The 25850-nt window shown below is 70.1% G+C and carries 26 protein-coding genes; 7 read left to right on the top strand and 19 right to left on the bottom strand.

What is annotated here, in order from left to right:
- Nucleotides 1-18 precede the first annotated feature (18 nt).
- Nucleotides 19-756, top strand: coding sequence for an endonuclease/exonuclease/phosphatase family protein (locus ACFVSU_RS15310; protein ID WP_387144601.1), 738 nt, complete (start codon nt 19-21; stop codon nt 754-756).
- 58 nt (nt 757-814) lie between these two features.
- Nucleotides 815-2701, top strand: a complete 1887-nt coding sequence (locus ACFVSU_RS15305) for a DUF4012 domain-containing protein (RefSeq protein WP_387144598.1) — start codon at nt 815-817, stop codon at nt 2699-2701.
- A gap of 64 nt (nt 2702-2765) precedes the next feature.
- Here ACFVSU_RS15305 and ACFVSU_RS15300 read toward each other — a convergent pair whose 3' ends face one another.
- Genes ACFVSU_RS15300 through ACFVSU_RS15285 form a run of 4 tightly spaced genes read right to left on the bottom strand, consistent with a single transcriptional unit; the run spans nt 2766 to nt 7455 of the window.
- Entirely contained in the window at nt 2766-3611 is an 846-nt protein-coding gene (locus ACFVSU_RS15300; protein ID WP_387144595.1) for a hypothetical protein, read from the bottom strand.
- 52 nt (nt 3612-3663) lie between these two features.
- Nucleotides 3664-4230, bottom strand: a complete 567-nt coding sequence (locus tag ACFVSU_RS15295) for an LPXTG cell wall anchor domain-containing protein (RefSeq protein ID WP_387144592.1) — start codon at nt 4228-4230, stop codon at nt 3664-3666.
- 10 nt (nt 4231-4240) lie between these two features.
- Nucleotides 4241-6031, bottom strand: coding sequence for a DUF4012 domain-containing protein (locus tag ACFVSU_RS15290; RefSeq protein WP_387144590.1), 1791 nt, complete (start codon nt 6029-6031; stop codon nt 4241-4243).
- Nucleotides 6032-6072: 41 nt separating this feature from the next.
- Nucleotides 6073-7455: a polysaccharide biosynthesis tyrosine autokinase gene (locus ACFVSU_RS15285; protein ID WP_387144587.1), complete on the bottom strand. Its 1383-nt coding sequence runs from the start codon at nt 7453-7455 to the stop codon at nt 6073-6075.
- A gap of 34 nt (nt 7456-7489) precedes the next feature.
- Between ACFVSU_RS15285 and ACFVSU_RS15280 the strand changes: the two genes are divergently transcribed.
- Nucleotides 7490-8860, top strand: a complete 1371-nt coding sequence (locus tag ACFVSU_RS15280; RefSeq protein WP_387144583.1) for a PqqD family peptide modification chaperone — start codon at nt 7490-7492, stop codon at nt 8858-8860.
- A gap of 54 nt (nt 8861-8914) precedes the next feature.
- On the opposite strand, the gene ACFVSU_RS15275 is transcribed toward ACFVSU_RS15280, so the two are convergent.
- The gene (locus ACFVSU_RS15275; protein ID WP_387144580.1) at nt 8915-9400 is read right to left on the bottom strand and encodes a hypothetical protein; all 486 of its coding nucleotides are present in this window, start codon (nt 9398-9400) and stop codon (nt 8915-8917) included.
- 290 nt (nt 9401-9690) lie between these two features.
- On the opposite strand from ACFVSU_RS15275, the gene ACFVSU_RS15270 reads away from it, so the two are divergent.
- Nucleotides 9691-9840 (top strand): hypothetical protein, encoded by a 150-nt coding sequence (locus ACFVSU_RS15270; RefSeq protein ID WP_387144577.1) that lies wholly within the window; start codon nt 9691-9693, stop codon nt 9838-9840.
- Here ACFVSU_RS15270 and ACFVSU_RS15265 read toward each other — a convergent pair.
- Both ACFVSU_RS15265 and ACFVSU_RS15260 read right to left on the bottom strand, forming a co-directional pair.
- Nucleotides 9830-10771, bottom strand: coding sequence for a nucleotidyltransferase family protein (locus ACFVSU_RS15265; RefSeq protein ID WP_387144574.1), 942 nt, complete (start codon nt 10769-10771; stop codon nt 9830-9832). The two genes, ACFVSU_RS15270 and ACFVSU_RS15265, sit on opposite strands and share 11 nt — an antisense overlap.
- 69 nt (nt 10772-10840) lie before the next feature.
- Nucleotides 10841-12235 carry a DUF222 domain-containing protein gene (locus ACFVSU_RS15260; protein WP_387144571.1) on the bottom strand — a complete coding sequence of 465 codons (1395 nt, stop codon included), beginning with the start codon at nt 12233-12235 and terminating at the stop codon, nt 10841-10843.
- Nucleotides 12236-12388: 153 nt separating this feature from the next.
- Here ACFVSU_RS15260 and ACFVSU_RS15255 point away from each other — a divergent pair, with 153 nt between their 5' ends.
- Nucleotides 12389-12913: a VanZ family protein gene (locus ACFVSU_RS15255; protein ID WP_387144568.1), complete on the top strand. Its 525-nt coding sequence runs from the start codon at nt 12389-12391 to the stop codon at nt 12911-12913.
- Between the two features lie 104 nt (nt 12914-13017).
- On the opposite strand, the gene ACFVSU_RS15250 is transcribed toward ACFVSU_RS15255, so the two are convergent.
- From ACFVSU_RS15250 to ACFVSU_RS15235, 4 genes are all read right to left on the bottom strand, one after another.
- Nucleotides 13018-13410, bottom strand: coding sequence for a hypothetical protein (locus ACFVSU_RS15250; RefSeq protein ID WP_387144565.1), 393 nt, complete (start codon nt 13408-13410; stop codon nt 13018-13020).
- The gene (locus tag ACFVSU_RS15245; RefSeq protein WP_387144563.1) at nt 13407-14030 is read right to left on the bottom strand and encodes a nucleotidyltransferase domain-containing protein; all 624 of its coding nucleotides are present in this window, start codon (nt 14028-14030) and stop codon (nt 13407-13409) included. The genes ACFVSU_RS15250 and ACFVSU_RS15245 overlap by 4 nt, the downstream gene beginning before the upstream one ends.
- 93 nt (nt 14031-14123) lie before the next feature.
- Nucleotides 14124-14486: a hypothetical protein gene (locus tag ACFVSU_RS15240; RefSeq protein WP_387144560.1), complete on the bottom strand. Its 363-nt coding sequence runs from the start codon at nt 14484-14486 to the stop codon at nt 14124-14126.
- A gap of 107 nt (nt 14487-14593) precedes the next feature.
- Nucleotides 14594-15607 (bottom strand): hypothetical protein, encoded by a 1014-nt coding sequence (locus ACFVSU_RS15235; RefSeq protein ID WP_387144557.1) that lies wholly within the window; start codon nt 15605-15607, stop codon nt 14594-14596.
- Nucleotides 15608-15697: 90 nt separating this feature from the next.
- On the opposite strand from ACFVSU_RS15235, the gene ACFVSU_RS15230 reads away from it, so the two are divergent.
- Nucleotides 15698-16450, top strand: coding sequence for an SGNH/GDSL hydrolase family protein (locus tag ACFVSU_RS15230; protein ID WP_387144554.1), 753 nt, complete (start codon nt 15698-15700; stop codon nt 16448-16450).
- A gap of 16 nt (nt 16451-16466) precedes the next feature.
- Here ACFVSU_RS15230 and ACFVSU_RS15225 read toward each other — a convergent pair whose 3' ends face one another.
- A complete protein-coding gene (locus tag ACFVSU_RS15225; RefSeq protein WP_387144551.1) occupies nt 16467-17450 on the bottom strand; it encodes a GDP-L-fucose synthase family protein in 984 nt (327 codons plus the stop codon).
- Complete coding sequence (gene gmd, locus ACFVSU_RS15220; RefSeq protein ID WP_387144548.1) at nt 17447-18490, bottom strand: GDP-mannose 4,6-dehydratase; 1044 nt, start codon at nt 18488-18490, stop codon at nt 17447-17449. Before gmd ends, ACFVSU_RS15225 begins: the two co-directional genes overlap by 4 nt.
- 203 nt (nt 18491-18693) lie before the next feature.
- Here gmd and ACFVSU_RS15215 point away from each other — a divergent pair, with 203 nt between their 5' ends.
- A complete protein-coding gene (locus ACFVSU_RS15215) occupies nt 18694-18969 on the top strand; it encodes a hypothetical protein (RefSeq protein ID WP_387144546.1) in 276 nt (91 codons plus the stop codon).
- A 3-nt stretch (nt 18970-18972) separates the two neighbouring features.
- On the opposite strand, the gene ACFVSU_RS15210 is transcribed toward ACFVSU_RS15215, so the two are convergent.
- From ACFVSU_RS15210 to ACFVSU_RS15185, 6 genes are read right to left on the bottom strand one after another with little or no spacing between them, the layout of a single operon-like run.
- Nucleotides 18973-20283 (bottom strand): UDP-glucose dehydrogenase family protein, encoded by a 1311-nt coding sequence (locus ACFVSU_RS15210; RefSeq protein ID WP_387144543.1) that lies wholly within the window; start codon nt 20281-20283, stop codon nt 18973-18975.
- A 23-nt stretch (nt 20284-20306) separates the two neighbouring features.
- Nucleotides 20307-20987, bottom strand: a complete 681-nt coding sequence (locus ACFVSU_RS15205; RefSeq protein WP_387144540.1) for a 4'-phosphopantetheinyl transferase family protein — start codon at nt 20985-20987, stop codon at nt 20307-20309.
- On the bottom strand, nt 20980-21234 hold the full coding sequence (locus tag ACFVSU_RS15200; RefSeq protein ID WP_387144537.1) for an acyl carrier protein: 255 nt from the start codon (nt 21232-21234) through the stop codon (nt 20980-20982). Before ACFVSU_RS15200 ends, ACFVSU_RS15205 begins: the two co-directional genes overlap by 8 nt.
- A gap of 18 nt (nt 21235-21252) precedes the next feature.
- Complete coding sequence (locus tag ACFVSU_RS15195) at nt 21253-22308, bottom strand: acyl-CoA dehydrogenase family protein (RefSeq protein WP_387144534.1); 1056 nt, start codon at nt 22306-22308, stop codon at nt 21253-21255.
- Nucleotides 22305-24047, bottom strand: coding sequence for an acyl-CoA dehydrogenase family protein (locus tag ACFVSU_RS15190; protein WP_387144531.1), 1743 nt, complete (start codon nt 24045-24047; stop codon nt 22305-22307). Before ACFVSU_RS15190 ends, ACFVSU_RS15195 begins: the two co-directional genes overlap by 4 nt.
- Nucleotides 24044-25825: a fatty acyl-AMP ligase gene (locus tag ACFVSU_RS15185; RefSeq protein ID WP_387144528.1), complete on the bottom strand. Its 1782-nt coding sequence runs from the start codon at nt 25823-25825 to the stop codon at nt 24044-24046. Before ACFVSU_RS15185 ends, ACFVSU_RS15190 begins: the two co-directional genes overlap by 4 nt.
- Nucleotides 25826-25850: the final 25 nt, after the last annotated feature.

Raw genomic sequence — 25850 nt, 5'->3', positions numbered from 1 at the left:
GCATAGGCTGTGGTCGTCATGAAGGTCATCTCGTACAACCTGCGCAAGCACCGGGCGGCGGGGGAGCTCGCCCACCTGGTCGAGCGCCATGGCGCCGACGTGCTGTGCCTCCAGGAAGCCGACACGTCCGACATCCCCGAAGAGATCTCGGGCCTGCGGCTCGCGGACTCCACGCAGCGCAATCGCCTCGGGCTCGCCGTGTACTACCGCCAGAACACCTACCGCGCCGTCGAAGTGCGGGCGCTGGCGCTGAAGAAGTCGCTGCACGACCGCGTGCTCAAGCCCGCGGAGGAGCGGCTGCTCGGCGTCCGCCTGCACGACATCGACGAGAACACCGATCTCATCGTGGCCTCGTTCCACGCCGCGCCGCTCACGGCTTTGAACTCGCTGCGGCGCCACCAGATCCGCACGGCGCTCGGCGAGCTGCAGCAGCTCGGCGAAGGCCTGCCGGCGCTCATGGTCGGCGACTACAACTACCCGGTGTTCAAGGAGCGGCTGGGCCAGCACATCCGCGAGCAGGGATACGAGCTCAATCTGTCGGACTCGCGCACGTACACGCGCTACCGCTTCTTCCGGGGCCACTACGACTTCGCGACGTCGATCGGCTTCGAGATCGACCGCGTGCGGACGCTGCCCCAGGGCCTCAGCGACCACCTGCCGATCCTGGTGACCGCCCACCCCGCCCCGGGTGTGCGCCGCGTGGTCGAGATCGCTGATCCCGAGGCGGCGGCCGCCGCCGGAACCGGCGCCGCCTGAGCTCGCCCGTCGCCCTTCACCCCTGACATCCGGGGGCGCGAAGAGTACCATTGGGCGCGTGACGAGGGGGATCGTCACGCGCTCCGAACCCGAGGGTGCGCAAACTGGGGCCGTTCTCGAAGCTGAGGCGACGCCTGTTCCGTCGCGCCGCCGGCGCGCGTGGCCGTGGATCGTGGTCGCGTTGCTCACCGTTCTGCTGGTGGGCGGCGTCGTCGTCGGCGCCTTCGCGCTGCAGTTCTGGTCCGAGGCCCAGCGCGCCCGCGCCGCCGTCGAGCGGGCGGCGGCGGGGATCGAGGCGCTGCGCACCGATTTCGCCGATTCCGACACGGCGCAGGTCCGCGCCGAGACCGATGAGATCCAGGCAAACGTCACACTGGCCGTCCGGACGGTCGACGGCCCGCTGTGGGACATCGCGACCCACGTGCCGTTCGTCGGGCAGAACGTCGACGCGGTGCGGCGTGTGACGCACGCCGTCGACATCCTCGTCGAGCGCGCGCTGCCGGCAGGGCTGCAGTTCATGGCGACCACCGACTTCGACCGACTCACCGTCGAAGGGGGTGGGATCGACCTCGAGCCCTTCCGGCAGCTGCAGAACTCGATCCCCGAGATCGCCGCCGCCTTCGCCGACGCGCAGGCCATCGTCGCGCCGATCGACACGTCGACTCTGCTCCCCGAGGTCAGCGGGTCGATCTCCGACATCCTCAGCGTCATCGATCTCGCGACCCCGGCCCTGGGCGTCGCCGAGAAGTACCTGCCCACGCTGCTCGACATGGCCGGATCCGCGGGTACGAAGACCTATCTGATGATGTTCCAGAACAACGCCGAGATCCGCGCCACGGGCGGCAATCCCGCGGCCAGCATGATCGTGACGGTCACCGACGGCAAGCTCGGCTACGTCGATCAGGCAAGCTCACGGACGTTCTATGACGCGGGAACCCAGGGCGATGAGTACGTGACGCTGCCCGGCGAGACGACCGGCCTGTACCTGCCGACGCTGACGAGGCATTCGCAGGACTTCACCTTCACCCCCGACTTCCCGACGACCGCACAGCTCTTCCAGGCGCTGTGGGTGCACACGACGGGCGCGACGTTCGACGGCGTCGTGTCCATCGATCCGGTCGTGCTCTCCTACATGCTCGCGGTGTCCGGGCCGGTGACGCTGGGAACCGGCGAGCAGCTGACCGCCGACAACGCGGTCAAGGTGCTGCTCAGTGACGCATACGAGCGTTACCCGAACGGCCTCGACTCCGACGCGTTCTTCGCGGATGCCGCTCGTCAGGTGTTCGACCACCTCACGACGTCGTCCTGGGACCCGCTCCAGATGCTCGCGGCCCTCAAGCGCTCCGCGGACGAGCAGCGCGTCTACCTCGCCTTCACCGATCCGGCCGCGCAGGCGCTCGCCGTCGAGTTCGGACTGGACGGAGCGCTCCCCGGCGACAATACGACGCAGACGCAGGTGGGGATCTATCTCAACGACTCCTCGGTCGGCAAGCTCGAATACCACCTCGCGACATCGGTCGCCGCGACCTGCGACGCCGCGGCACGCACCATCACGACCACGATGACGATGCACAACGGGATCACCGACGACATCAGGAGCAAGTTCACCCTGGGGTACCGCAACCGGAACCTGGGAGTGCCCCGCACGACGATGATCCTCGACGTGCTGTTCTTCGCGCCGCCGGGCGCGCAGATCACCCAGACCGTGCCGGCGCGCGGCGATGTCGCCCGCTGGGAGCGGAGCGGCGTCGAGAAGGGCAACACGGCAGTGAGCAAGACGGTGTTCATCGGCAAGGGGGAGACCGAGACCGTCTCGTTCACCGCCGTGTTGCCCGCCGGCGACCTGGGGCCGCTGCGCCTGCGTCACACCCCGACTGCCGGCTCGACGCCCGTCACGATCGACGCGAGCTGCAGTGCACTCTTCCCTGCTGCGTCCGGAGGGTGACGCAGCGCGGAGCCGACGACGAAACGTTCCCGGACCCTCCCGAACCCCCGGGGGCGTTTCGTCCCTAACCCGCGATGATCGACGGGTCGGGATCGCTCCATTTCTCGATCCCCTGCACCACCCAGAACACGAAGAAGAGCGCGAGCGCGATCGCTTCGACGATCAGGACGATGGGGATGCCGGAGCCGCTCGCCTGCGGCAGCAGCACGACGTACGCCACGAGCACCAGCACGAGCCCCACCGCGATCGCGATGTACAGCAGGCGGAACACCGGGGCCGGGGGCGGACCCTGCCGGGGGAACGCGTTGCGCACGGCGACCGCCGCGAACAGTGCGAAGAACGCCGTCGTCGCGATGAAATGCGCGTTCTGCAGGAACGCGTCCCGGGCGAACGCCCATGTCAGGCCCGTGACGGCGATCACGACGGCCGCGATCAGCAGCGACGGCCACACCGCCGCGAGCGAGACCTGGCCGAGCGCGCCGAGCAGCAGCGCGACGAGGAGCAGCAGCATCCCGAGCACGAGGTAGACGACGACGCCGTTCGCGACGTCCGCCTCGTACGCGGGTGGGAAGCAGCGTCCCGTGCACAGGACGTCGACCCCGGGCACGGCGCCGGGTGCGAGAGTCGTCGGCACCAGGGCGATGAGCGGCGCGAACAGTGCCGCGGCATCGAGGAGCGCCCGCTCGGCGCCACGCCCCGACAGGGCGAACAGCGCGAGGGAGACGGCGATCAGCGCTCCGACGAACACGTCGCGGGCCGGCGTGTAGAAGTAGTCGCTGATCGACGTCAGCCAGCCGTACGTCGTCGCCGCCTGGGCGATGGCGACGAAGATCGCGATGACGGTGCCGGCCAGCCCGATCCGCAGGTAGCGGTAGGTGCGCTCGAGCGACGTCGACGCAGCGGATGCCATGGCGATCACGATAGTCGTCGGCCCCGACGGCGGCGCGGACCGGAGTCGCGGGTCAGCGCGAGTCGCGGGAGCGGCGCACTGCGGCGACGACAGCGAGTGCGGCGCCGGCGAGCAGGAGCGCTCCGCCGCCGATCCACAGGCCGAGGGTCTGGCCCTGGTCGAGACCCGTCGAGGGCAGTCCGTCGGCGCCGGTGATCGTGACGGCGGCGGTGCCGCCGGCGGACGTCGACGACACCGCGGCGATGTTGTAGGTGCCCGTGGCGTTCGAGGGGAGCGTGATGTCGACGGCTGCGAGTGAGCCGTCGGCCTCCGACGAGGCGTTGCCGCTCGCGGTGGTGATCGCGAACTTCAGCATGCCGATGCGCGAGGCGGCGCCGTTCTCGCCGGTGACGGTGATCGTGATGGCCTCATCGGGAGAGAAGGTCTCGGCGGCGCACTCGAACGAGATGGTGCCGCCGGCCTGTGCCGTGGGCGTCGCGGTGCACGAGCCCGAGGGCGGGTAGATGGTCGACGCGTGGGCCGCGGCGGGTACCGCGAGGACCGCTCCGAGAGCGAGCGTCGCAGCGAAGGCGGCTCGGGGGAGGAGCCGGGGCGTGGTCGATCGAGTGATGTGGGGCATCGGGAGCAGTCTACGAACCACCGCACACCGCGGCAACTACGGTCGGCGGAGTGAGCGTCGGCGTGGTCACGGCCTCGAGCGTCGCGGCGACCGGCTCGCTCGCCCGTGCCGTGAGCGTCGCCGTAGTGGATCCGCCCGGCGGCAGGTCGATCGCGAAGCTCACGACGCGGCGCCCGTCGTGCGTGCCGCCGCCGAATCCGGTGCCGTCCGACATGGTCGCATCGACCAGTTCAAAGCCCTCGGGCAGGTACAGGTAGCCGATGGTGCGGGTGATGCCCGCCGGCACGCCGAAGGCGCTGTCACCGGTGATGTACGCCGGAAGGGACGCGGCATCCGCCGGGGCGGTGTTGCCGATCGTGACCGTGAGCACGGCGTCGCCCGTCGCCGTTCCGGCGGCGTCGAGGGTGCAGCTCGACCACTCGAGCGCGGTCGTCGCGTTCTGGTAGAAGTCCATCTTCGAGCCGGTGCCGTCGTTGACGTAGACGCCGAAGCGCGCGGCCTCGTCGTCCGAGACCGGCAGGCCACCTGCGAGGGTCGTGTCGGCGAGGACGCTCTGCTCGTTCTCGTGCGTGCTCCACAGCAGAAGCCGGTCCTCGTCGCCCGCGCGGGTGAGCGCCCCGACGAGCTCGGCGGGGTCGACGTCGCCGCTCGAGAGCTTCTGGAACACCGCGGCCGCGGCCATGGCGAAGAAGTCGTCCTGATCGGAGGGGCGCGTGTAACGCGCGTAGACGTCGTTGAGCAGCAGTTGCACGGCGTTGTCGGGAGCGAGCACGTCCCCGGTGGGGAGGGTGATCGGGCCGGTCGCCTCGAGCAGGTACGAGAGCGCGACGGGATCGAGGGCGATCACGCCGTCCACCTGCTGACCGCCGTGCTGTCGTGCCCACATCTCGCGGGCGAGCGCACCGCTGACGGCGAAGTCGGGCACCTGCGTGACGTTCTGGATCCACCGGCCGGGGCGCTCGCCGTAGATCGCGGTGACCTCGTCGCCGAGCGGCAGCACGGACGAGTCATAGCGGGGGTAGTCGCCCGACGACTCCTGCGCGGCGAGGCTGATCGCGCCGCCCTCGGTGTGGATCAGGGCCATCGCGCCGGGGATACCGCCCAGCGACCGCCATTCGGCGTTGTTCTGGAACAGCACGAGGTAGTCGCGGGGCGCGTCCGCGCCGAGCATGGAGGGGATGAGCTGCGTCGCACGGGCGAGCGCGTCGGTGGCGGTGCCCGCCTCGACGAGGAGTGCGTCGACCTCGTCCACGGCTTCGCGGACGGGAGCGACGAGCGCGGCGCGATCGATGGACGAGACGGATGCAGCCGCCGCCCCGACCCCGTCGCTCGCGGTCTGTGCGGCGCCGCTGATCTGCTGCAGGGGCGCGAGGTCGAGGCGTCCGTCCTGGGGCTTGAGCGCGTCGACGCTGAACGAGGCGGCGACCTCTGCGAGCGGACGCAGCGCCGTGCCCGTGACGCCGTCGAGGGACTCGGCGACCGTCGCGACCGCGGCGAGCTGCGGGCCGATCCAGGGGAGACCCTCCGCGAGCTCCCACACCGGGTCGGACGTCATCGCGTGCGCGGCGCCGGTGTCGGCGGCGAGGGCGGCGATCGCGTCACTGGCGGCCGCCGGGTCGGCGAGGTTCTCCCGGACTGCCGCCGCGGTCTGCTGGGCGTCGCGGAGATGGCTGTAGGCGAGAGCTCCGCGCACCGCGATCCACACCGTGGCGACCACCGCGAGGATGAGCAGGCCGCCGAGGATGGCGGCGAAGACGACGCCCCCGCGGCGCACGGAGCGGGGCAGGGGAGAGTCGGTCACCGCTCCACCCTACGGGGCCGATCCGAACAACTGCTCCGAGCTCAGCGGGAGTCTGCTCCGGCGTAGTCGCCCTGGTACTGGTAGCCGTAGTAGCCGCCGTTCTTGCGTGGCACGCGGTTCAGCACGACGCCGAGCACGCGGGCGTTGGCCTTGCCGAGGTTCGCGAGCGCCTTGTGCAGCATGTCGTACGTGGTCTTGCCGGCGCTGACCACGACGAGCGCTCCGTCTGCGGCGGCCGTGAGGACCGCAGCATCCGTCACCGGAAGAAGGGGCGGGGAGTCGATGATGACGAGGGCGTGCTCGGTGAGGCTGCGCACGAGCGCCTGCATGCGGTTCGAGCCGAGCACCTCGCTGGGGTTCGGCGGGACGCGGCCGGCGGTGATGACGGCGAGGTTGCGGCTCGCGCCGACGTTGTGGACGACGTCGTTGAGCTCGGCGCGTCCGGCGAGAACGTCGGTGAGACCGGCGCCGTCGGGCAGGCCGAACACCGTCGAGACCATGGGGCGCCGGAGGTCGGCGTCGAGCAGCACGACGTGACGACCGGCGGCGGCGAGGCTCACCGCGAGGTTGGCGGCCATCGTCGACTTGCCGTCGCCGGGCAGCGGGCTGGTGACGACGATCGCGCGAGGCGGGTTGTCGACGTCCATGAACTGCAGGTTCGTGCGCAGCTCGCGCATCGCCTCCGCGAGCGGGGCCGACGAGGAGTTCTGGCTCTCGAAGTCGGCGAGGCCGCGCTCGACGCTGAGGCCCTTGTCGACCGGCAAGGTTCCGACGACGGGAACGCCCGTCTCGCGTTCGATGTCGCGCGGGTCGCGCAGGCGCCGGTCGAGCACGTGGCGCACGACCGCGTAGCCGATGCCGAGGGCGAGGCCGACGAGTGCGCCGAGCGCGAGAGCGAGGCGCACATTCGGCGACGACGGGGCGGTGGGGAGACGGGCCGAGTCGCCGGTGACGAGGGTGACGGCGGCGGTGCCGGTCTCATCGGTGCCCTCGACGTTGTTGATCTGCTCGACCATGCACCCGAGCCACGACTCGGCGAGGTCGCGGGCCTCTTCGGGGCTCGACGCGCTCGCGGTGACGCGCACGATGACGGTGTCGAGCGGGTTCGAGACGTCGACGCGGGTGACCAGGGACTCGGGCGTCGTGTTCAGGCCGAGCTCGTCGATCGCGCACTCGGCGACGGCGCGCCATGATCCGAGCTCGACGTATGACGTCACCTTGCTGCGGGCGAGCTGGTCGCCGACGAGGGATGAGCCGGTGTCGGATCCGGCGTTGGTCGCCGTGACGATCCCGCTCGCGTTCGCGGTGTAGACCTTGGGCTGCAGGGCGGTCCATCCCCACGCCACGGCCACGCCCAGGAGGGTGAGGATCACGATGGCGAGCCAATGCGCTCGCAAGATGCGCAGGTAATCCCGCAGCTCCATGGGCCCCCTCCCAGTCCCCCGTACACTACCGCGTGTGACCGGCAACCTCGTGATCGCTGCCCTCGGGGTGCAGGTGGGCATCGTCTGCGACGGCCTGGATGCGGAATCGCGGACCGCTGTCGAAGAGGCATGGACGGATGCTGCGACCGCGGGTACCGCCGACATCGAGGTGGTGGCGGAGGCGGGTGGCAGCATCCGTTCTCTGCTGTCGTCGCTGTCCCAGCGCGTGACGCTCGCGGCTATCGAGGCCCAGCGCGGACGCTTGTGGATGCTGCACGCCGCCGGCATCGCCCTGCCTGACGGACGGGTGGTCGCGCTCGTGGGGCCGAGTGGTCGGGGCAAGACGACGGCGTCGCGTGTGCTGGGTGAGGTGTACGGGTATGTGTCGGATGAAACGGTGGCGGTCGACGCTTCGGGTCGCGTGCACCCGTACCGCAAGCCGCTGTCGATCATCGAGCCGGGCGAGTCCGAGAAGGCGCAGCGCCCGCCCTCGGCGCTGGGGCTGGGCTCGCTGCGCGATGCCTCCCTGCGGCTCGCGGGTGTTGTGCTGCTCGACCGGCGCGAGGACGTCTCGGGTGCGATCATCTCGGACGTCGACCTCGGCGACGCGCTCGAGGAGCTCGTGGCCCAGTCGAGCTATCTCACGAACCTGCCTGCGCCGCTGCGCACGATCGCCGCGCACGTCGCGTCGGTCGGCGGTGTGCGTCGGGTGTCGTATAGGGATGCTGCGGCCCTCGTCGCAGTCCTCCCCGAGCTGGCCGCGGTCTCGCCGTCGGAACCGCGGGTGTCGAAGCCGGTGCCTCCGGGGCAGCCGGCGATCGCCGGTTCGCCCGCGGATCGGGTGTTCCGTCGCGTCGCCCCGCTGGACGAACTGCCGCTCGTCGATCCCGATCGCGTGGCCCTGTTCCACGTCGACGCCGACCACGCCGGTACGGTGCGGGTGCTGGCGGGCATCGCTCCGGCGCTGTGGCGCGCCGCCGATGGCGTCGGTCTCGAGCCGTTGGTGGCTGCGGCGGTTTCTGCCTACGGCACTCCTGGGGATAAGGACGCCACGGCCGCCGTCGAAGCCGCCGTCGAGGAGCTGGTTGCGGCCGACGTGCTGAAGGTCTCGTCGTCGGCCGAGGCCGCGGATCCGGCGTTGTGGCGCATCCACGACGACGTCGCCTGGACGGGCGAGTCATCGCGCGTGGTGGTGCTGGCTCTCGCGAACCCCGCCGCTTCGCCCTTGGCGCTCGAAGGTTCGGCGGCGCTGATCTGGATCGCCCTCGCCGCCGGTCCGGGTCAGTCCGACGAGATCGTGGCTCGTGTCGCCGCGTCAGCCGACGTCGACCACGACACCATCCGCCCCGACGTCGAGTCGTTCCTCGGAACCCTCCGCGATCAGGACCTCGTCTTCACGGGCTGACGAGCGACGAGGCCTTCTGGACTGGCAACGCCGAAGTCGGCTCCCAGAGAGCGGCTACCAGGCGACCGATTTTGCAGGGAGAACCTCAGGGCCCCCACTGACAAGCTTGTACGTGAGCGTGACGCTGGGCTTCTTGCCGTTGTTGCTGCGGGTGAACTTCGGGAACGTGAGCTTCGTCGTCCCCGCCGCGAGGCCGATCGTCTTCGTCACGGACTCGCCCGAGATGTTGTCCTGATTCGGGATGCCGGCAGCCCACACCCCGGACTCAGCGATCTGAAGCACGACGATGAGAGTCGCCGTCTTATTGACGGTCACGTCCGTCGACACGATGATCGTGTCGCGAGGGGGGTTGGTGGTGGTTGCACCGACCTGCCGGCTTGTGGTGGCCGTCACCGTGAGGTCCGGCGACGCGGCCGCGGCGGGTGCAGCATTCGCTAGCACGACGACGGGCGCAGCCCAGACTCCCATCTTGAGCAGTTTGCGGCGGTCGATCGTGTGGTCGTCGGCAGTTGCGAGAGCGCGCGCGAGCGTGTCGGTCACTGTGTTCCCCCAGAGAACAGTCGTGGCTGACGGGCGTTCGGGCTCCCACAGCCGTGAACAGAACGGGCGACCCCTCGCCCGCCGTGCGGTCGCCCCAGGCAACCGACGTGATGCTCACCCTAGCGGAACGGCAGAGGGCTCTCGTTAACGCTCGGTAACAGCACCCGCTTCTTTACGCGATCCTGAGCGTCCCGCGGCGAGCACGAAACATCGGCGTCGCCGATCGGCAACCATGCGCGGATACGTTGTGCTCGTGACGACGGCGTCGCGTACCAAGGGAGAGGTGCGGGATGGCGAAATCACGACGTCGGCGGCGGCGCTACGAGATCGGGCAGGAGCGGTGGCTGCTCCGCGAATACGGCGGGGCGCCCATGTGGCTCATCTGCATCGCGGCCGGCTTCCTCGCCGCAGTCGGTGTGCTGTGGTTCGTCATGGGCTGACGCCGCGGCGGTGGGTCCAGACGGCCCGTGCGCCGGCAGGAGCGGAACGGATGCCTCGACCCCAACGCGCCAGCCGCGCCCGCGTGCGCCCACGAATAGTGTCGACAGCCTCGGGTCGCGCCACCAGCAAGTCGCGGCGGGTGGGCCAGAAGGCACGCCACAACAAGCGGGGGCGGTCGCGCCACCGGGATTTCCTGAGTGCGAGCATCCAGAAGTAGGAGCCGTGCGACCCGGCCGTGACGCGCTCGCGCCAGTACCGGAGCTCGGGCGCGGCTCGTTCGGCCGCAGTCGGCTCGACTTCCACACCGAGCCGGGGAAGGACGCTCTCCAGCGTCGCGACGCAGCCCGTCTCGCGAGCGAGTGCGGCAAGCTCGGCTCGTTCGTCGTCGGTGAACGGCGCGCGCACGAGTTGCTCGAGTTCGTCGAGATGGCGAGGCTGGATCGTCGCTCCGCGCAGCGAATGCAGTGCGAGCACGAGCGCGCCGGCAGTCTTGTCGAGCGCGAGGCAATCGCGGTGCGCGAGCGACAGCACCCACCGGTGCCGCCACAGGGCCTCGAACACGTCAGCCGGATCTGCGAGGAAGCCCGGATAGAAACTGTGCACGTCGAGGTCGCACGGCCACCCGTCGCGCAGGTACGTCTTCGAGTGCACGGTGGTCAGCTTGCTGATCAGCAAGGAAGGGCGTTCCCTCCATCCCGATCCGACGATCGCCTCGCACAGCTCCTCGAATCGTGCCGGCTCGACGAGCAGGTCTACGTCGGCCGACACCCGCTCCTCGCGCAGGCCATGGAGGTGCAGCGCCGGCCCCTTGATGAGGAGGGCGCGGATGCCTCGCCTCTCGGCCAGCGCGCACACCCAGGCGGCGGCGAGCTCGTCGGCCTCGTCGAGGCGCAGCAGAACCGTCGCGTCGGTCGAGGCATCGGTGGGCACGGGCCCACGATAACGGGGGTTCACGCCGCGAAGTCCTCGCGGGCGCGCCCGACCAGCCCCCTCGCCCGGTCAGGCGGCGAAGTCGTAGCGGGCGCGTCCGCCCAGGCGTGGAGTGCGAGCGGGATCGACGTAGGCGGGTGGGATGAGCCACACCCTGGCTTTTCGGCCGGTGCCTTCGGTGCGTATGTCCCACCCGTTGTCATGTATCCGGTGGTGACAGGATTCACAGAGCAGCACGCCGTTGTCGAGGTCGGTGGGGCCGGCGTCTCGCATCCACCAGCGGATGTGATGCACCTTCGTGAACTGGGGTGGAAGGCCGCACCCGGCGCACCCGCCGTCGCGCTCGCCGAGGGCGAGCTTCTGGGACTTGGAGTAGAGGCGTCGCTCGCGACCCCAGTCGAGGATCTCGCTGTCGCCGCCGAGCACGACGGGGATCACCGAGGCGCTCGACGCGAGCTTGCGGGCCGCGGAGGCCGAGATCGGAGCATCGATGCCGTCGATCTCGGCGGTGCCGATGCCCTCGCGAAGCGTCTCGAGGTCCATGCGCACGACCACGGTGACCCCGTTGAGGGGAAGGTCCTGCTCGTCGCACCCGAGCGCATGCTCGCAGAGGCTCACGAGCGCGTCAGCCTGCATCTGCGGGATCGTGCGGCGCTCAGCATCCGTCGTCTCATCGAGCAGGGGCGTCGCGGGCGCATCGAGTGACTGCGTGAGGCGGGCGTTCTCGGCGTCGCGCTGGGCGCGGAGCTTCGCGGTGACCATGCCTTCGAGCGCAGTCACGACCGGCGCGCCGCTCACGGGGTCGAATTTGCCGTTGATGATGATCATGCCCGAGCGATCGCGGCGGATGGTCAGCGCGGTCTCGGCGGCCAGGTCGGCTTCACGGGGCTCGACCCCGTCGGGGTCGAGCCATGCCTCGGCGCGGAGGATGAGCTTCGACAGGGCGTCGAGGGGGAGCCCGGCGGCCTGCCCGACGAGGAGCTTCTCGGCCTCATCGACCTTCTCGGCGCCGGCGCGGATCGCGACACGGTCGAGCATGGCGATGATCGCCGACGCCGCCTGCGCTCCGATGCGGCCGTCGCTGAGCCCTTGCCCGACGTGCGGATGCCGGGCAGGCGCCTTGTCGCCTGACAGCAGCATGCGCGGCGTCGTGGCTTCGCCGACCTTCACGAGCCGGGCGGCGTCGCCGGTGGTCGTGCCCATCGTCGCGGCGATGAACTGCGTGGGATTGCGGAAGCCCTGGATCTTCGCGAGGCTGTCGGGCCCGAGCTCGGGCCGTGACTGTCGCTGGATCTCGGAAGCCACCAGCGCCTGAACGCTCTCGGCGAGGCGTTTGCCCCGCCCGATCTGCTCGTTGAGGGCGATGAGCTCGGCCGGCGCGAGCGATGCGATGTCGCGCCCGTCGGGAAGGATTCCCCGCGCAATGTCGATCGCCTCGGCGAGGGACGACAGTGCGGTGGTCATGCAATCAGCGTATCGGGTGCGAGCATGAGTGTCAAACATTTGTTCGAATCAGTGCCTCCATTCCCTGACTCATCTCCACGCGGAGCAATCCGGCACTCGCGAGATAATAGAACGTATCTTCTATGATCTCGCGCCCCCTCTCGCTCGCGCCCGGTGCCGAGTAGAATCGCCGCACTGCGCGGCAAGGTCGCGGCGCCCGATCGAGGGGAGTTCGCCATCACCGACGCGCCCACCCTCGCGCCCGCGCAACCATCCACCGCGGCCGTCGCAACCCTGCACCTGCGTCGCACGCAGGGGCGAGGCATCCGTCTGATCGTCATCTATGGCGTGCTGCTGGCACTCGTCGCGTTCTGGCCGACACCCGTGGATCGCGGAGCCTCCGGCCTGCTCGACGCGATCACGCGGGCGGTTCCGTGGCTGACGTACGACCTCATCGAGACGACGGCGAACGTCGCCCTGTTCGTGCCGTTCGGGGTGCTGCTGGCGCTCGTGCTTCCGCTGCACCGCGGACTCGTCGTGCCGATGGCCCTCGCCACCACGCTCGTGATCGAGTCGGGGCAGGCGCTGCTCCTGTCCGAGCGCACGCCGAGCCTGCGCGACATCGTCGCCAACGTGCTGGGCGCCACCATCGGCCTCGCGATCGTGCACCTGATGGAGTGGCGCAAGATTCGGGATTGACGGATGCTGCGCCTCGCGGCTCGTCCGGTTCTCAGGCGCTCGTTCGGCGCTCGGCGTCGATGGATACCCAGCTCGCCTTTGAGAACTACGAGAACTGGTCCCGTTCACACGGCGCGCGCCGCGAGCACCAGCTTCTCCGCGGCGCTGCGCGCGGTGGACACCTTCTGCGCCGACATGGTGGTCGCGCTGTAGCCGGCGGCCGTCTTCACGCCTACCAACCGGGCGAGCGATGGGGCCAGCGACGAATCGGTCTTCTCGAGCAGTGTGATGGCCTCCGCGTGATTGGCCGAGTTGGAGTACTCGCCGAGCTTCGCGCAGCAGATGGCGTCGGACGCCGCGATGCCCGCGTGCACGTAGAGGGTGACGATGCTGTTGGGGCTGGCCTCACCGAGTTCTTGGAGGTCTTCCGCGTCACGCCAGAACCCCTCAGCCTGCGTCAGGCGCCCGGCCCGATCGGCGGCGGTGCAGGTCTTCGTGCGCTGGTTCTTGGGCGTCACGGGCGTCCTTTCCTTCTGAGGGTCTTGCGCAGCCAGTCGCTGTCTTCGGTGAAGGCGATGCCTTCGTCGACGACGGTGCGCAGCAGCGGCTGGGTGGCAGCATCCATCACCTCCTCGACGGTGAGGTCGACGATGCGCGTGTCGTTGCCCGTCCACGCCGTGGCTCCCTTGGTGAGGCGGGCGAGCTGCGCGCCCCACTCGTCGAGAGAGGCTTCGTCACGGCGGACGAGCAGGATGTCGAGGTCGCTGTCGCCCCGCATCTCGCCGCGGGCGGCGGAGCCGAAGAGTGCTCCGAACACCGGCGGCTCGTCCCACGCGGCGACGTGCCCGCGCAGTCGCGTGAGCAGTGCCTGCTTGAGCCCGGCGATCTGGCGGATGGCGGATGCTGCCAGGTGATCGTCGTTGAGTGCGTAAGCGTGTGTGCGGCCGAAGCCGTGCTGCACCACGATTCCCTGCGCGACGAGCCGCCCGAGCGAAGAGCGGATGCCGACGACCGAACGCTCCGGAATCAGCTGGTGCAACCGGGGGACGCTGTACTCGGCGTCGCTGGAAGCGAGCACGCGCAGCACATCACCGTCGACGCTCGTCGTGACGACGGTGAACGGGCGCTGGATCTCCACGGAAGGAATTCTATCCCTGGAGACAGATTTCTGTCTCTAGGGAAGGAAATTCTTCTCACGGGCGAACGCCGAAAGACGCCAGGGGAGGAGTCGTCAGCTCCCGAAGTACTGCCTGGCCGAGCGCGTGTAGAGCAGGATCAGGCCGATGATCGACAGGATGCTGCCGCCGATGGCTGACCAGAGGCTCTCGCCGTTGAACATCCCGAGCACCTCGAGCACGATGTTGGCGATGAACACGATCGTCGCGATCGTGCGGGCCGTGTGGTTGCCGCGCCAGAGCCCCACGCCGACGGCGAGCGTCACGATGCCGATGATGAGGCTGATCCATCCGACGATCGCGGGCCAGGTGATGAAGAGGCCGGCGATGATCACGAAGATCGAGCCGATGATCTGCAGGAAGCCCGAGATCCAGGCGATGATGGCGACGAGGGTGACGCCGAGCGGGCGCTGATTCATTTCGGTCCTCCGTGGCGAGACAGAAGTCGGTTGCGTGGGTCCAACGTAGCGGCTCGCTTCCCCGGATCGGGGGATCGGATGCTGAGACCCGGACTCCTGCCGGCCTCTCAGCGCGCGACGGGCTGACGCGCCGAGGCGCGCCGGCTGATCCAGCGCGGCTGCCCGACGAACCACGGCGAAAGTCGGGTTCGTTCGAGCAGCAGTGCCGCGGTCCACGACCCGATCAGAATGACCACGTAGACCCACCATGGTGCCGTCGCCTCGGGGCGCAGCATCCGGTAGATCCAGATGAGAACCGGGTGGATGAGCACGACCACGATTGCGACGGTCGTGACCCGCGACAGCGCGGGCTGGATTCCTCGAACCACGGTGGAATCGATCGACGAGAACAGCGCGTCGAGCAGCGCGATCGCGCACCAGATCACGATGATCGCGAGCAGACCGCTCACCAGGAGGGTTCCGAACTGGCCGTACTTGAGGTCAAGCCTGGTGAACCCGAAGGTCGCGGCGACCGCGAGGGGTAGGGCGACGGCGGCGATCATCGCCCGGCGACGCGTGTGCGAGGGCATCCACGCCCGCAGCGCGCGTCCTGCGATCGCGAACGAGAGGCTCGGAAGCGCGACGCCGAGCGCCAGTGGAACGGTCGCGAGCTCGTGTCCCCAGATGCCGCCGATCGCGAGCAGCACCGTGCCGAGCGCGACCAGCCACGGAAGCGGCATCCGTTCGATCGCTCGCATCAGGATGGCGACGAAGAAGAGGGCGCTCACGAACCAGAACGTCGAGAAGGGTGCACCGGCGTACATGCCGCCGAGCAGGGGGCCCCTCAGCATCGCCGGGTCGAGGCCGCCCTGTCCGTGAAGCCACAGCGCGTAGAGCGACAGGATGACCAACAGCCACGACACGTACGGCCGGCCGAGGGTTCGCCACCGGTTTGCGGCCTCTTCGGCGACCGTGCGTCTGCGCGGGCGCCAGAGCCAGCCGGTGAGGAAGAAGAAGAACGCGACGCTGATGGTGATGATCAGGGGCTGCGATCCGTCCGGGGGACCCGGGTAGGTGTGCCGGAACACGATGATGGCGACCGCGAGCACGCGCAGCACATCGATCGAGGGGAGGCGAGGCACCGGCGCAGTCTACCCTCGCCACACGCGGTGCCCCGTGACGGTGGACGGAGAGGCGCAGTCTCGACAGGCGTTGACCGTAGGGTTGGTCCGATGACGAAACCCGCCGCCGGCGCCGCGCGTTCCCGCCTGACGATGCTGTTGAGCGTTGGCCTGGTCGTGACGTTCGCGGTCGCCGCGGCCCTGGCGGTCGCGCTGCTCGTGCGGCCGCCCGCGCCCGAGCCCTCGCGGGGCGCACAGCCGACACGCGCTGCCTTCCCCGTGGCGCAGCCGGTCGCGTTCGTCATCGGGGACTCGCAGGCGATGGGCTCGGCGACGATCAACCCGAACTCCACGTGGGTGGCGCGGGGGGTGGCCGGGCTCGGATACCTGCCCTACGTGCAGGGCGCCGGGGGCACGGGCTTCGTGACCGCGCGTCCGGAAGCGGATCTCGAGGCGTTCCCACAGGCCTACGAGCTGTGGACCAAGCCGAAGACGCCGAGCCTCATCGTCATCGAAGGCGGCGGCAACGACATCACCGCGCAGGACGACGACATCACAGACGCGGCCGCCGACCTGATCGAGGTGGCGCGGGCCGACTACCCCGCCGTGCCGATCGTCGTGGTCGCGCCGATCGGCGATGGCACGGGTCGTCGCGCCGAGATCGCGGACGTGCTGGAGCAGGTCGCCGAGGACGAGGACACGCTCTTCGTGGATCCTCGGAACTGGTGGTCCGAGCACGATCTCGACGCGTACCTCGTCGACGCGAAGCACTTCGGCGCGTACGGTCACGTGGCGGCAGGCGCATACTTCACCGCCGCGCTGCGGGAGGCCGGCGTTCCGGTCGCGGGAGCGGACCACCACTGACCGGAGCCGGCTCAGGTCAGACGCGGGCCGTCTCGACGTTCGCCCGGTACCAGTCGACCGTTCGGGAGAGGCCGTCTTCGAGCGGGATCCTCGATGTCCAGCCGGCCTCGGCCAGCTTCGACACTTCGAGCAGCTTCTGCGGAGTTCCGTCGGGCTTGGACGCGTCCCACTCGGTGTCGCCATCGAACCCCACGATCCCGGCGATCATGTCCGCGATCTCGCGGATGGTGAGGTCCGACCCGGTGCCGACGTTCACCTGCTCGGGGCCGTCGTAGTGCTCGAGCAGATGGAGGACGGCATCGGCCATGTCGTCGGAGTGCAGGAACTCGCGTCGGGGCTTCCCCGTGCCCCAGTTCGTCACCGACCAGGCGCCGGACCGGGCGGCCTCGTCGTACCGGCGGATCAGTGCCGGGAGCACGTGCGAGTCCTCCGGCGAGAAGTTGTCGTTCGGCCCGTAGAGGTTGGTGGGCATCGCCGAGATCCACGGCAGCCCGTACTGGCGGCGCACGGCCTGGATGTTCAGGATGCCGGCGATCTTGGCGATCGCGTAGGCATCGTTCGTCGGTTCCAGACGCCCGGTGAGCAGCGCATTCTCGCTGATCGGCTGCTCCGCGAACTTGGGATAGATGCACGACGAGCCGAGGAACGCCACACGCTCGACCTCGTTCGCCAGCGCCGCGTCGAGCACGTTCGATTGGATGCGGAGGTTGTCGCTCAAGAAGTCGACCGGGTACCTGCTGTTCGCCAGGATGCCGCCGACCTTGGCAGCGGCGAGCACGAGGTATCGCGGCCTGATCTCGGCCAGGTAGGCGAAGACCTCGTCGCGGTTCTTGAGGTCCAATTCAGCGGACGTCTTGCCGACGACGTGCGTGAAGCCCGCCGCCTGTAACCGGCGCACGATGGCCGAGCCGACAAGGCCCCGGTGGCCGGCCACGTAGAACGTCGCGTCGCGATCCAGCTCGCCGGCCATGTACTCGACGCCGTCGGTCGCACCGGTCATCGGCCGACCAGCGACGGCTCGGGCGTCCAGGAGGCGAGGTTGACCGAGTCGATCCACTCCGGCTTCTTGTCGAGCGCCTCGATGTCGGCGTCGACCATCAGCGTGGCGAGGTCCTTGCCGTCGAGCGTTGCCTGCCAGCCGAGCTTCTCCGCGGCCTTCGTCGGGTCGCCGATGAGGGCGTCCACCTCGGTCGGGCGCAGGTAGCGTTCGTCGAACTTCACGAACTCCTGCCAATCCAGGCCGACATGACCGAAGGATGCCTCGAGGAAATCGCGGATCGTATAACCCCGGCCGGTCGCGAGCACGAAGTCTTCGGGCTCGTCGACCTGCAGCATCCGCCACATTCCTTCTACATACTCCGCCGCATATCCCCAGTCGCGAATCGAGTCCAGGTTGCCGAGGTAGAGGTCCTTCTGTTCACCCGCCTGGATGCGGGCGACCGCGCGCGTGATCTTGCGCGTGACGAAGGTCTCGCCGCGCCGCGGGGACTCGTGGTTGAAGAGGATGCCGTTCACGGCGAACAGGTCGTACGCCTCGCGGTAGTTCTTCGTGATCCAGAAGCTGTACAGCTTTGCGGCCGCGTACGGTGAGCGCGGAGAGAACGGCGACACCTCGTTCTGCGGCGGGGGCGTGGCGCCGTAGAGCTCAGACGTGGACGCCTGGTAGAACTTCGTGTCGATGCCGGACGACCGTACAGCCTCGAGCAGACGAACCGTGCCGATTCCCGTCGTGTCGGCCGTGTGCACGGGCTCGTCAAACGACACGCGCACATGCGACTGCGCGGCGAGGTTGTAGACCTCGTGCGGATGGATCTTCACGAGGAGGCTCACCAGCCCGGCGCCGTCGCTGAGGTCGCCGTAGTGAAGGAAGAGCCTCGCGCTCGGATCGTGCGGATCGACGTAGAGATGGTCGATGCGCTGCGTATTGAAGGTCGACGCCCGGCGTATGAGGCCGTGGACCTCGTAACCCTTTCCGAGCAGAAGCTCGGCGAGGTAAGAGCCATCCTGACCGGTGATCCCGGTGATGAGTGCACGCTTCACGTCGTACTCCGTCCCCCAGCGACGCGCGGAGGTCGTACGGCCGTCTTCGCGCAGTCACGGATCCGCGACGCGGGCAGCCAGGCTCGGGTGATCCTGTCGGGAGCTGTCTCACCGTCGAGAATAGAGTGACGATACCGCAGGCCGCTCGCGGAAAACAGGCCGCCTTCCGATGGCCTGGCGGACGGCGCTCATAGGATCGATGCATGCTCATCGGCCGCATCCGCCCTGTCGAAACCCGCACCGTCGATGTGGAAGGCGCCTCGCTCGAGGCCCTCAGCACCGCCGCCAGGGCGGAGTTGGCGGCGGGTTGGGTCGTGACCGACGTCCCGGCCGCGATGCCCAAGGGATCGCAGCTGCTCACGTCGACCGCGACGATGGCTCGCCGCGACGGTGTCGAGCAGATCGAGGCGGACGACATGGCCGCGCTCGAGGCGAAGGTCCCGGAGGGCTGGCAGCTGCTCGGCGTCTACGAGCTCTGACGATTACGGACGCCCCATGCCGTAGTAGGTCCATCCGGCGTTGCGCCAGGCGGCGGCGTCCCACCCGTTGCGGCCATCGACAGCTACGCGGCCTTCGGTGAGAGTCGATGCGTGCTCTGGGGTGAGTTCGCGGCGGTATTCGTCCCATTCGGTGACGAGGATGATGGCGTCGGCTGCGCGGAGGGCTTCGTCGCGGTCGGCGACGTAGTTCAGCTGCGGGTGCAGGCGCTGCGCGTTGTCGAGTGCGGCGGGGTCGGTGACGGTGACCCAGGCGCCGAGGCCGTGCAGGCGGACGGCGACGTCGAGTGCGGGGGAGTCGCGGATGTCGTCGCTGTACGGCTTGAACGCGGCGCCGAGCACGGTCACGTTCTTCTTGAAGACGGATCCGCCGAACGCCTCGAGGACGAGTTGCACGGCGCGCTCGCGGCGGCGCAGGTTGATCGCGTCGACCTCGCGGAGGAACGCGACCGATTCGCCGCGGCCGAGTTCTTCGGCGCGGGCGGAGAACGCGCGGATGTCTTTGGGGAGGCAGCCGCCGCCGAAGCCGATGCCGGCGCCGAGGAAGCGGCGGCCGATGCGGACGTCGTGGCCGATCGCGTCGGCGAGCTGTGTGACGTCGGCGCCGGTGACCTCGGCGATCTCGGCCATCGCGTTGATGAACGAGATCTTGGTGGCGAGGAACGCGTTGGCGGCGACCTTGACGAGCTCGGCGGTGGCGAGGTCGGTGACGATGAACGGCGTGTTCTTCGCGACAGAGGGGTGGTAGACCTCGCGCAGCAGGTCGGCGGCCGCTTCACCGGCGTCGCCTGCGGGCACGCCGACGACGAGCCGGTCGGGGTCGATGGTGTCCTTGACCGCGAACCCTTCGCGCAGGAACTCGGGGTTCCACACCAGCGTCGCCCCGGTGGCCTCCACGCGGGGGCTGAGGTCGGCGGCGGTGCCGACGGGGACGGTGGACTTGCCCGCGACGATGTCATCGGGCGACAGGTAGGGCAGGAGCCCGTCGATGGCGGCGTTGACGTAGGTGAGGTCGGCGGCGTAGCCGTCTTTCTGCTGCGGGGTGCCGACGCCGACGAAGTGCACCTTCGCGCCCTGGGCTTGCGCCATGTCGGTCGTGAACTGCAGGCGCCCGGAGGCGATGCCTTCGGTGAGGATCTCCTGCAGGCCGGGTTCGAAGAACGGGGCCTCGCCGCGGGAGAGGGACGCGACCTTGCGTTCGTCGACGTCGATGCCGACAACCTCGTGGCCGATCGAGGCCATTGCCGCGGCGTGGACCGCTCCGAGATATCCGCAGCCGATGACAGACAGACGCATGAGAGTGCCCTTCCGGGGTGGGACTAGCCGGTCGACCGGATGGTCGACCGTGAACGGGGAGGGGCGGCAGTGACCCAGCTGACAGCGATCTTCGCATGACTCGTCCCCGCCGCGGGCGTCAGCACACCGCGAACGGCGTCTCTGTGACGCAGGCCCGCAGCATCGACCTGCCGGAAGTCCAGCGCGAGACCCACGCCGAGCGCCTTCGCGTAGGACTCCTTCACCGCCCACAGCTGCGTGAGCCACGCCCTCCGCTCGGCAGGCCCCAGCCCGTCGGCGCGACGGCGTTCGGACGGCGTGCAGAGGCGACGGGCGAGCGACGGCTGATCGAAGACGGATGCGACGAGCTCGATGTCCACGCCGATCCGCCCGTGTTCGACCACCCCGACCACGAGTCGATCGCCCGCGTGGGCGATGCTCACGTCCAGTGTCGAGTCCGCGAGCCGCGGCTTCACCCCGCGCGGGGTCGCCTCGAAACCCCGCCACGGGCGCCGCAGACGTACGGTGACGATGTCGCGCACCCACCGGCGCGCCGTCAGGTACGACGCGACGCGGGTCGCGTCGAGAGTGCGGAGGGTCGCAGCATCCGTTCCGAGAAGCTCGTCGGGATCCTCGGCGTCGAAGCCGGATGCGACGGCGGGGATGTGGCCGGTCACGACGTGCACCCCGCGCGCGGAGACGAGCGTGCGACGGGCGTCACTCATCGGCGCGCTGCCGGATGCCCTCGGCGAGTTCGCGGATCGTGGGGTGATCCCACACGATGGTCGGGTCGACCTCGAGCTGGAACGCGTCCTCGATGTCGCCGCAGAGCGTGAGGGCGTAGACGGAGTCGAGGCCCAGCTCGGCGAGCGGCGTGTCGACGGTGAAGTCGTCGGCCTGGATCTTGCCGTAGGCGACGACGCGTCCGACGAGCCACTGCTCGATCTCGGTAGCGGTCAGCTGAACAGGCATGTGTCGTCCTTTCGGTTTTCAGATCAGCGGCACGGTCGCGCGGGCGGGACCGATGGCCATCTCCTCGCCGCTCGCGGCGCGTGCTTCGGCGTGCGCGACGAGCCGGGCCACGAGGTCGGCGGCAAGCGGCGGCTGTCGCCGCACCACCCGCCCACGGATACGTCGCAGACACGCCTCCATCGCGAGCGGGTCGCCGGCGATGGCCTCCGAGCCGCGCGCCTGCATCCATCCCGCCACCACGGCGGCAGCCGCGGTGAGGAGCGAGACCCGATGGGCGAGTTCGAGCGCTGCGTGCGCGTCCGCCGGTTCTCCCGCCTCGGCCGCGGTCTCTGCCGCGGCGGCCGCGAGCGCGACGTGCACCTCGACGGCGCCCGGGGCGTCAGCGGCGATCGCCGCCATGACCTCGGGGCGCAGCAGAGAGGCCGGGGCCGCAGCATCCGTATCCGAGCACCACCGACTCACCCCTTCGAGTGCCGCCGGAAGCGGATCGGCGAGGTCGGGCACGAGCACGGAGAGAGCCGCGAGGTCGCGCACGTGCTGTTCGATGATCTCGAACGGCGAGATGCGCGCGTAGAACGTCGAGCCGGCGAGCACAGACACCTGCTGGGCCGCGTCGGCGAGAAGCAGGCACGAGAGATGGGCGCTCACAGCGACGGCGATGGATGCTGCAGGGGCATGGGCATCCGCGAGGCACACGGCCGCGCTGCTCAGCGCGTCGGCGGTGAGGGCATCGGCGAGCGCCGCGGCAAGGAGGCTTCGTGCATGCGGGATGTCGAGCACAGTCCCGCCGTAGAGGTGGCGGGCGTGCGCGTACCGCACGGACTCGCGCAGCGCGGCGTCGATCGCGCCGAGGGCGGCGGCGGGCACCGCGGCGCGCACGAGGGTGGCCGGCGCAGTGGCATCCGCAGCGGCGGCCTCGAATCGGTAGCCCCGGAGCGCGCTGGTCACCACCCGGCCGCCCCGGGGCATCGCCGCGCCGACCCGGCCGATGAACGGCTCGAGGGCGTCGAGCCCGGCCGAGACATCGCGCCCGAACGCAGGCCGCGCCCGCTCCACGCCCTCTGCGATGCTCACGATCGCTCCGTCCACGAACCGAGCAGCGTCACGGTGCCGCCGCCCTCGTGCGCCCGAACTGCGGCGTCGAGCAGCGCGTCGGCGACCGGGGCCTGGACCGGATCGGCTCCGAGGCGGTTCGCCACCCTCTGCAGCACGGCCGCGAGCCATGCGTCGCTTTCGCCCAGTGGCCCGGGGATCGCCGGGGACCGCGCCAGGTGGACGGCCAGAGCGCACGCGCAGCCGAAGACCAGTGCGAAGCGTTCCGCGAGGTGGAAGGCGAACGGATCGGGCTGGGATTGCCGGGGCAGCTCCTCGGCCTCGGCGAGCAGCGCGGTGTACTCGTCGCCGATGCGTCGCGCCGCGCTGACGGCGGCGCGCGACGTGCGGCCGTCGTCGATGGCGTCGACGAGCGCAGGCAGCGCCCGCAGGAGGCGCGAGCCGTGCCGGGTGACGAGACGCAGCGACGTCGTATCGATCGCGGCGTGCCGGGCGTCGGCGTGCAGCGGCGCCAGCACCTCATCCAGCGACGGCGGCGCCGCCGGCCGAAGCTGGTTCGGCAGCTCGTTGATGATCATGTTGAGGTTGACCACGGAGTTGCCGTCGAAGATGCCGACGACGCGGCTGTCGCGCGCGGCCTTCTGGAACGCCCCGAAGACGGACGGATGCAGCACGCCCGCGTCCTCGGTGCCCACGACGACCGCTCGCGCTCCGAGCAGCCGGGTGAGGTCGCGGAACAGGAGGTCCGCGGTGTCGGGTCCGAGGAACTTCACCAGCGCGTTGACGAGTGCCATCTCGCCGGGGAACGCGTGGGCGGACCGCACGCCGACCAGCATCAAGCACTCGACGAGCAGCGCGTCGGCGACGGCGGTGCCGAGCACCCGCCGCGCCACCGGCGCGTCGAGGAGCCGTCCGCGCGCGCCGTCCGGCACGGCGGCGGCGTCCAGCGCGGTCTGCAGGGCACGGTCGACGGCGCCCATGGACAGGCCGGTCGTGAACGGGCGGGTCAGCTGCAGGCTCTTCAGCACGATCTCGAGGCCGTGGCCCTCGGGGCCGACGACGGCGTCCGCGCCGACGACGGATCCTTCGAACCGGATGCCCGCGAGGTTCGCCCCGCGCAGCCCGTGCGACGAGACCTTCGGCTCGTACCCGATCGTCGCGGGGCCGGCCTCTTCCTTGTCGACGAGCACGAGCGACAGCGAACGCGGCCCGGGTCGGTCGTCGGAGCGGGCGAGCACGGTCATCGCGCGGCAGCGGACGGCGTTGTTGATCGGCCATTTCCCGCCGTCGACGCGGACTGAGCCGGCGCCGATCCGTGCGGTGGTCGCCGATCGCGAGAGGTCCGAGCCGCGGCCGCGCTCTGTGAGCCCCCACGACACGGGCCGGCCGGTCTCGACGAGGCGAGCCATGCGCGTCGCGATCCCGTCGTCGGCGACCCACGCGCAGATCGCCCCGAGGAATGTCTTGCCGTGCGCGGCGGCGACGGTGAAGTCGCGCCGGGCGAGCTGGCGGATCATGAGGAGCGGCACCAGGGCGTCGTCGAGCATGCCGCCGTGCGCCGAAGGGATGTACCACCGCTGCAGGCCGAACGCCGTGACGGCTGCGATCTCGTCTTCGGGGAAGGCGGACGACTCATCGAGCAGCACAGATCGCCGCGTCGAGATGACAGCGTCGTCGACGGCGGGATCGCCGAGGAACGCGTCGAACGCGCGCACCGGCGCGAGAACGCCCGCCTCGACTCCGGCCGCGACCGCGGTCACGCCGGCACCGCCTCGAACCCGTCGAGATGCACGAGCTGCAGACGGTGCTCGTGAAGGAGCCGGCGTGTGAGAGCGCGCTGCACCTTCCCGCTGGTGGTGCGCGGCAGCGTGCCCTTGCGGATGAGCGCCACCCCCAGCGCAGGCAACGTGAACTCGCCGCCGACACGCGCGCGCAGTGCCGCCGTGAGCGCGTCGAGCTCTTCGGCGGTCGTCGAGGGCTCCACCTCGGCGACGATCCCTACCTCCGGCGCCGCGCCCGGGCGTTCGAACGCCGCGCTGAGGCATCCGGTTCCCAGCAGGGCGGCGGCGCTGTGCTCGAGGTCCTGCGGATAGATGTTGCGCCCGCGCACGATGATGAGGTCCTTGAGCCGGCCGGTGATGACGAGTTCGCCGTCGATCATCGCGCCGAGGTCGCCGGTGCGCAGGTACACCTCGTCGGGAGTGCCGGCCAGGGTCGCGCCGAAGTCCTCCGCGGTCTGCTCCGGTCGGCGCCAGTACCCCTGCGTCACGCTCGTGCCGCGCACCCAGATCTCGCCGATGCGTCCGTCCCGCAGCTCCGTCGCCGTCGCCGGGTCGACGATCGCGATGTCCATGCCCCGTCCGGGCGCGCCGCATGGCACGAGCCGCGCGCTGCGCTCGCCGTCGGCGGCGGGTGCGATCTCGTCGCGCTCGAGCGCGTCGGCGCTCACGACGACCGCGCGCGGCGGCACGGCGTCGCGATGCGCGGTGACGAGGAGCGTCGTCTCGGCCATGCCGAACGCCGGCACGAACGCCTCGCCCCGGAACCCGGCCGGCGCGAACCGCGTCGTGAACGCGTCCAGGGTGTCGATCCGCACGGGCTCCGCGCCGGTGATGACGGTCTCGAGCGACGACAGGTCGAGCTCGGCGAGCTGCTCGTCGGTCACCAGGCGGCTGCACAGCGCGAACGCGAAATCCGGCCCGACGGTGTGCGTCGCCTTGTGCTCGGTGATCAGCCGCAGCCACAGCACCGGCCGCCGCAGGAACTGCGACGGCGATGTCATGTGCAGGCTCGCGCCGGCGAAGATCGGCTGCAGGATCTGCCCGATCAGACCCATGTCGTGGTAGTGCGGCAGCCACCCGACGGCGACCGAGTCCGCTGTCAGGCCGACGACCCCGCCGATCGCGTGCTGGTTCGCGTACAGGTTGCCGTGCGACACCATCACGCCCTTGGGCAACCCGGTCGACCCGGAGGTGTACTGCAGGATCGCGAGCGACGACTCCGCGATGTCGGGCATGCTCCAGTCGTCGGGCGACGCCGACGACGGTCCGTCGACCGCGATGACCACGGCATCCGCGATCGACGTCTCGTCCGCGAGCCCGAGCCCGCCGAGAGCACCCGTCTCGGTGAGCACCGCCTTGGCGCCGGCGTCCTGCAGGATCGCGAGCAGGCGCTGGCGCACAGCATCCGCGTTCCGCATCGCCGTGATCGGCACCGGCGCGGCCGCGACGCCCGCGTACAGGCACGCGAGCAGTGCGCGTACGAACGGCAGGCCCGGCTCGAACGCGAGGATCGCGACGTCACCTGGCGCGAGACCGGCGCGGCCGAGTTCGACCGCGCGGGCACGCGCGTCGGCGTCGAGCTCCGCGTATGTCGCCTCCGTGAAGTCGGTGGGCGAACGATAGAAGCGGATGCCGCGTCCTTCGGCGGTCGTCGCCGTCAGGCGCAGCCGGCGCACGAACTCGCTCCCGCGCTGCGGTGCGCCGCCCTCCCTCGTGGGCGCCTCGGCCCCCGGCACGTGCACTTCGATTTCGGTCATCGCGGACTCCCCTCGGTCCTGACGC

It is taken from the genome of Microbacterium sp. NPDC058062 (assembly GCF_042885375.1).
GTDB lineage: Bacteria > Actinomycetota > Actinomycetes > Actinomycetales > Microbacteriaceae > Microbacterium > Microbacterium trichothecenolyticum_C.
The sequence above is the reverse complement of the archived record's forward strand: the minus strand, read 5'-3'. Positions and strand labels throughout refer to the sequence as shown.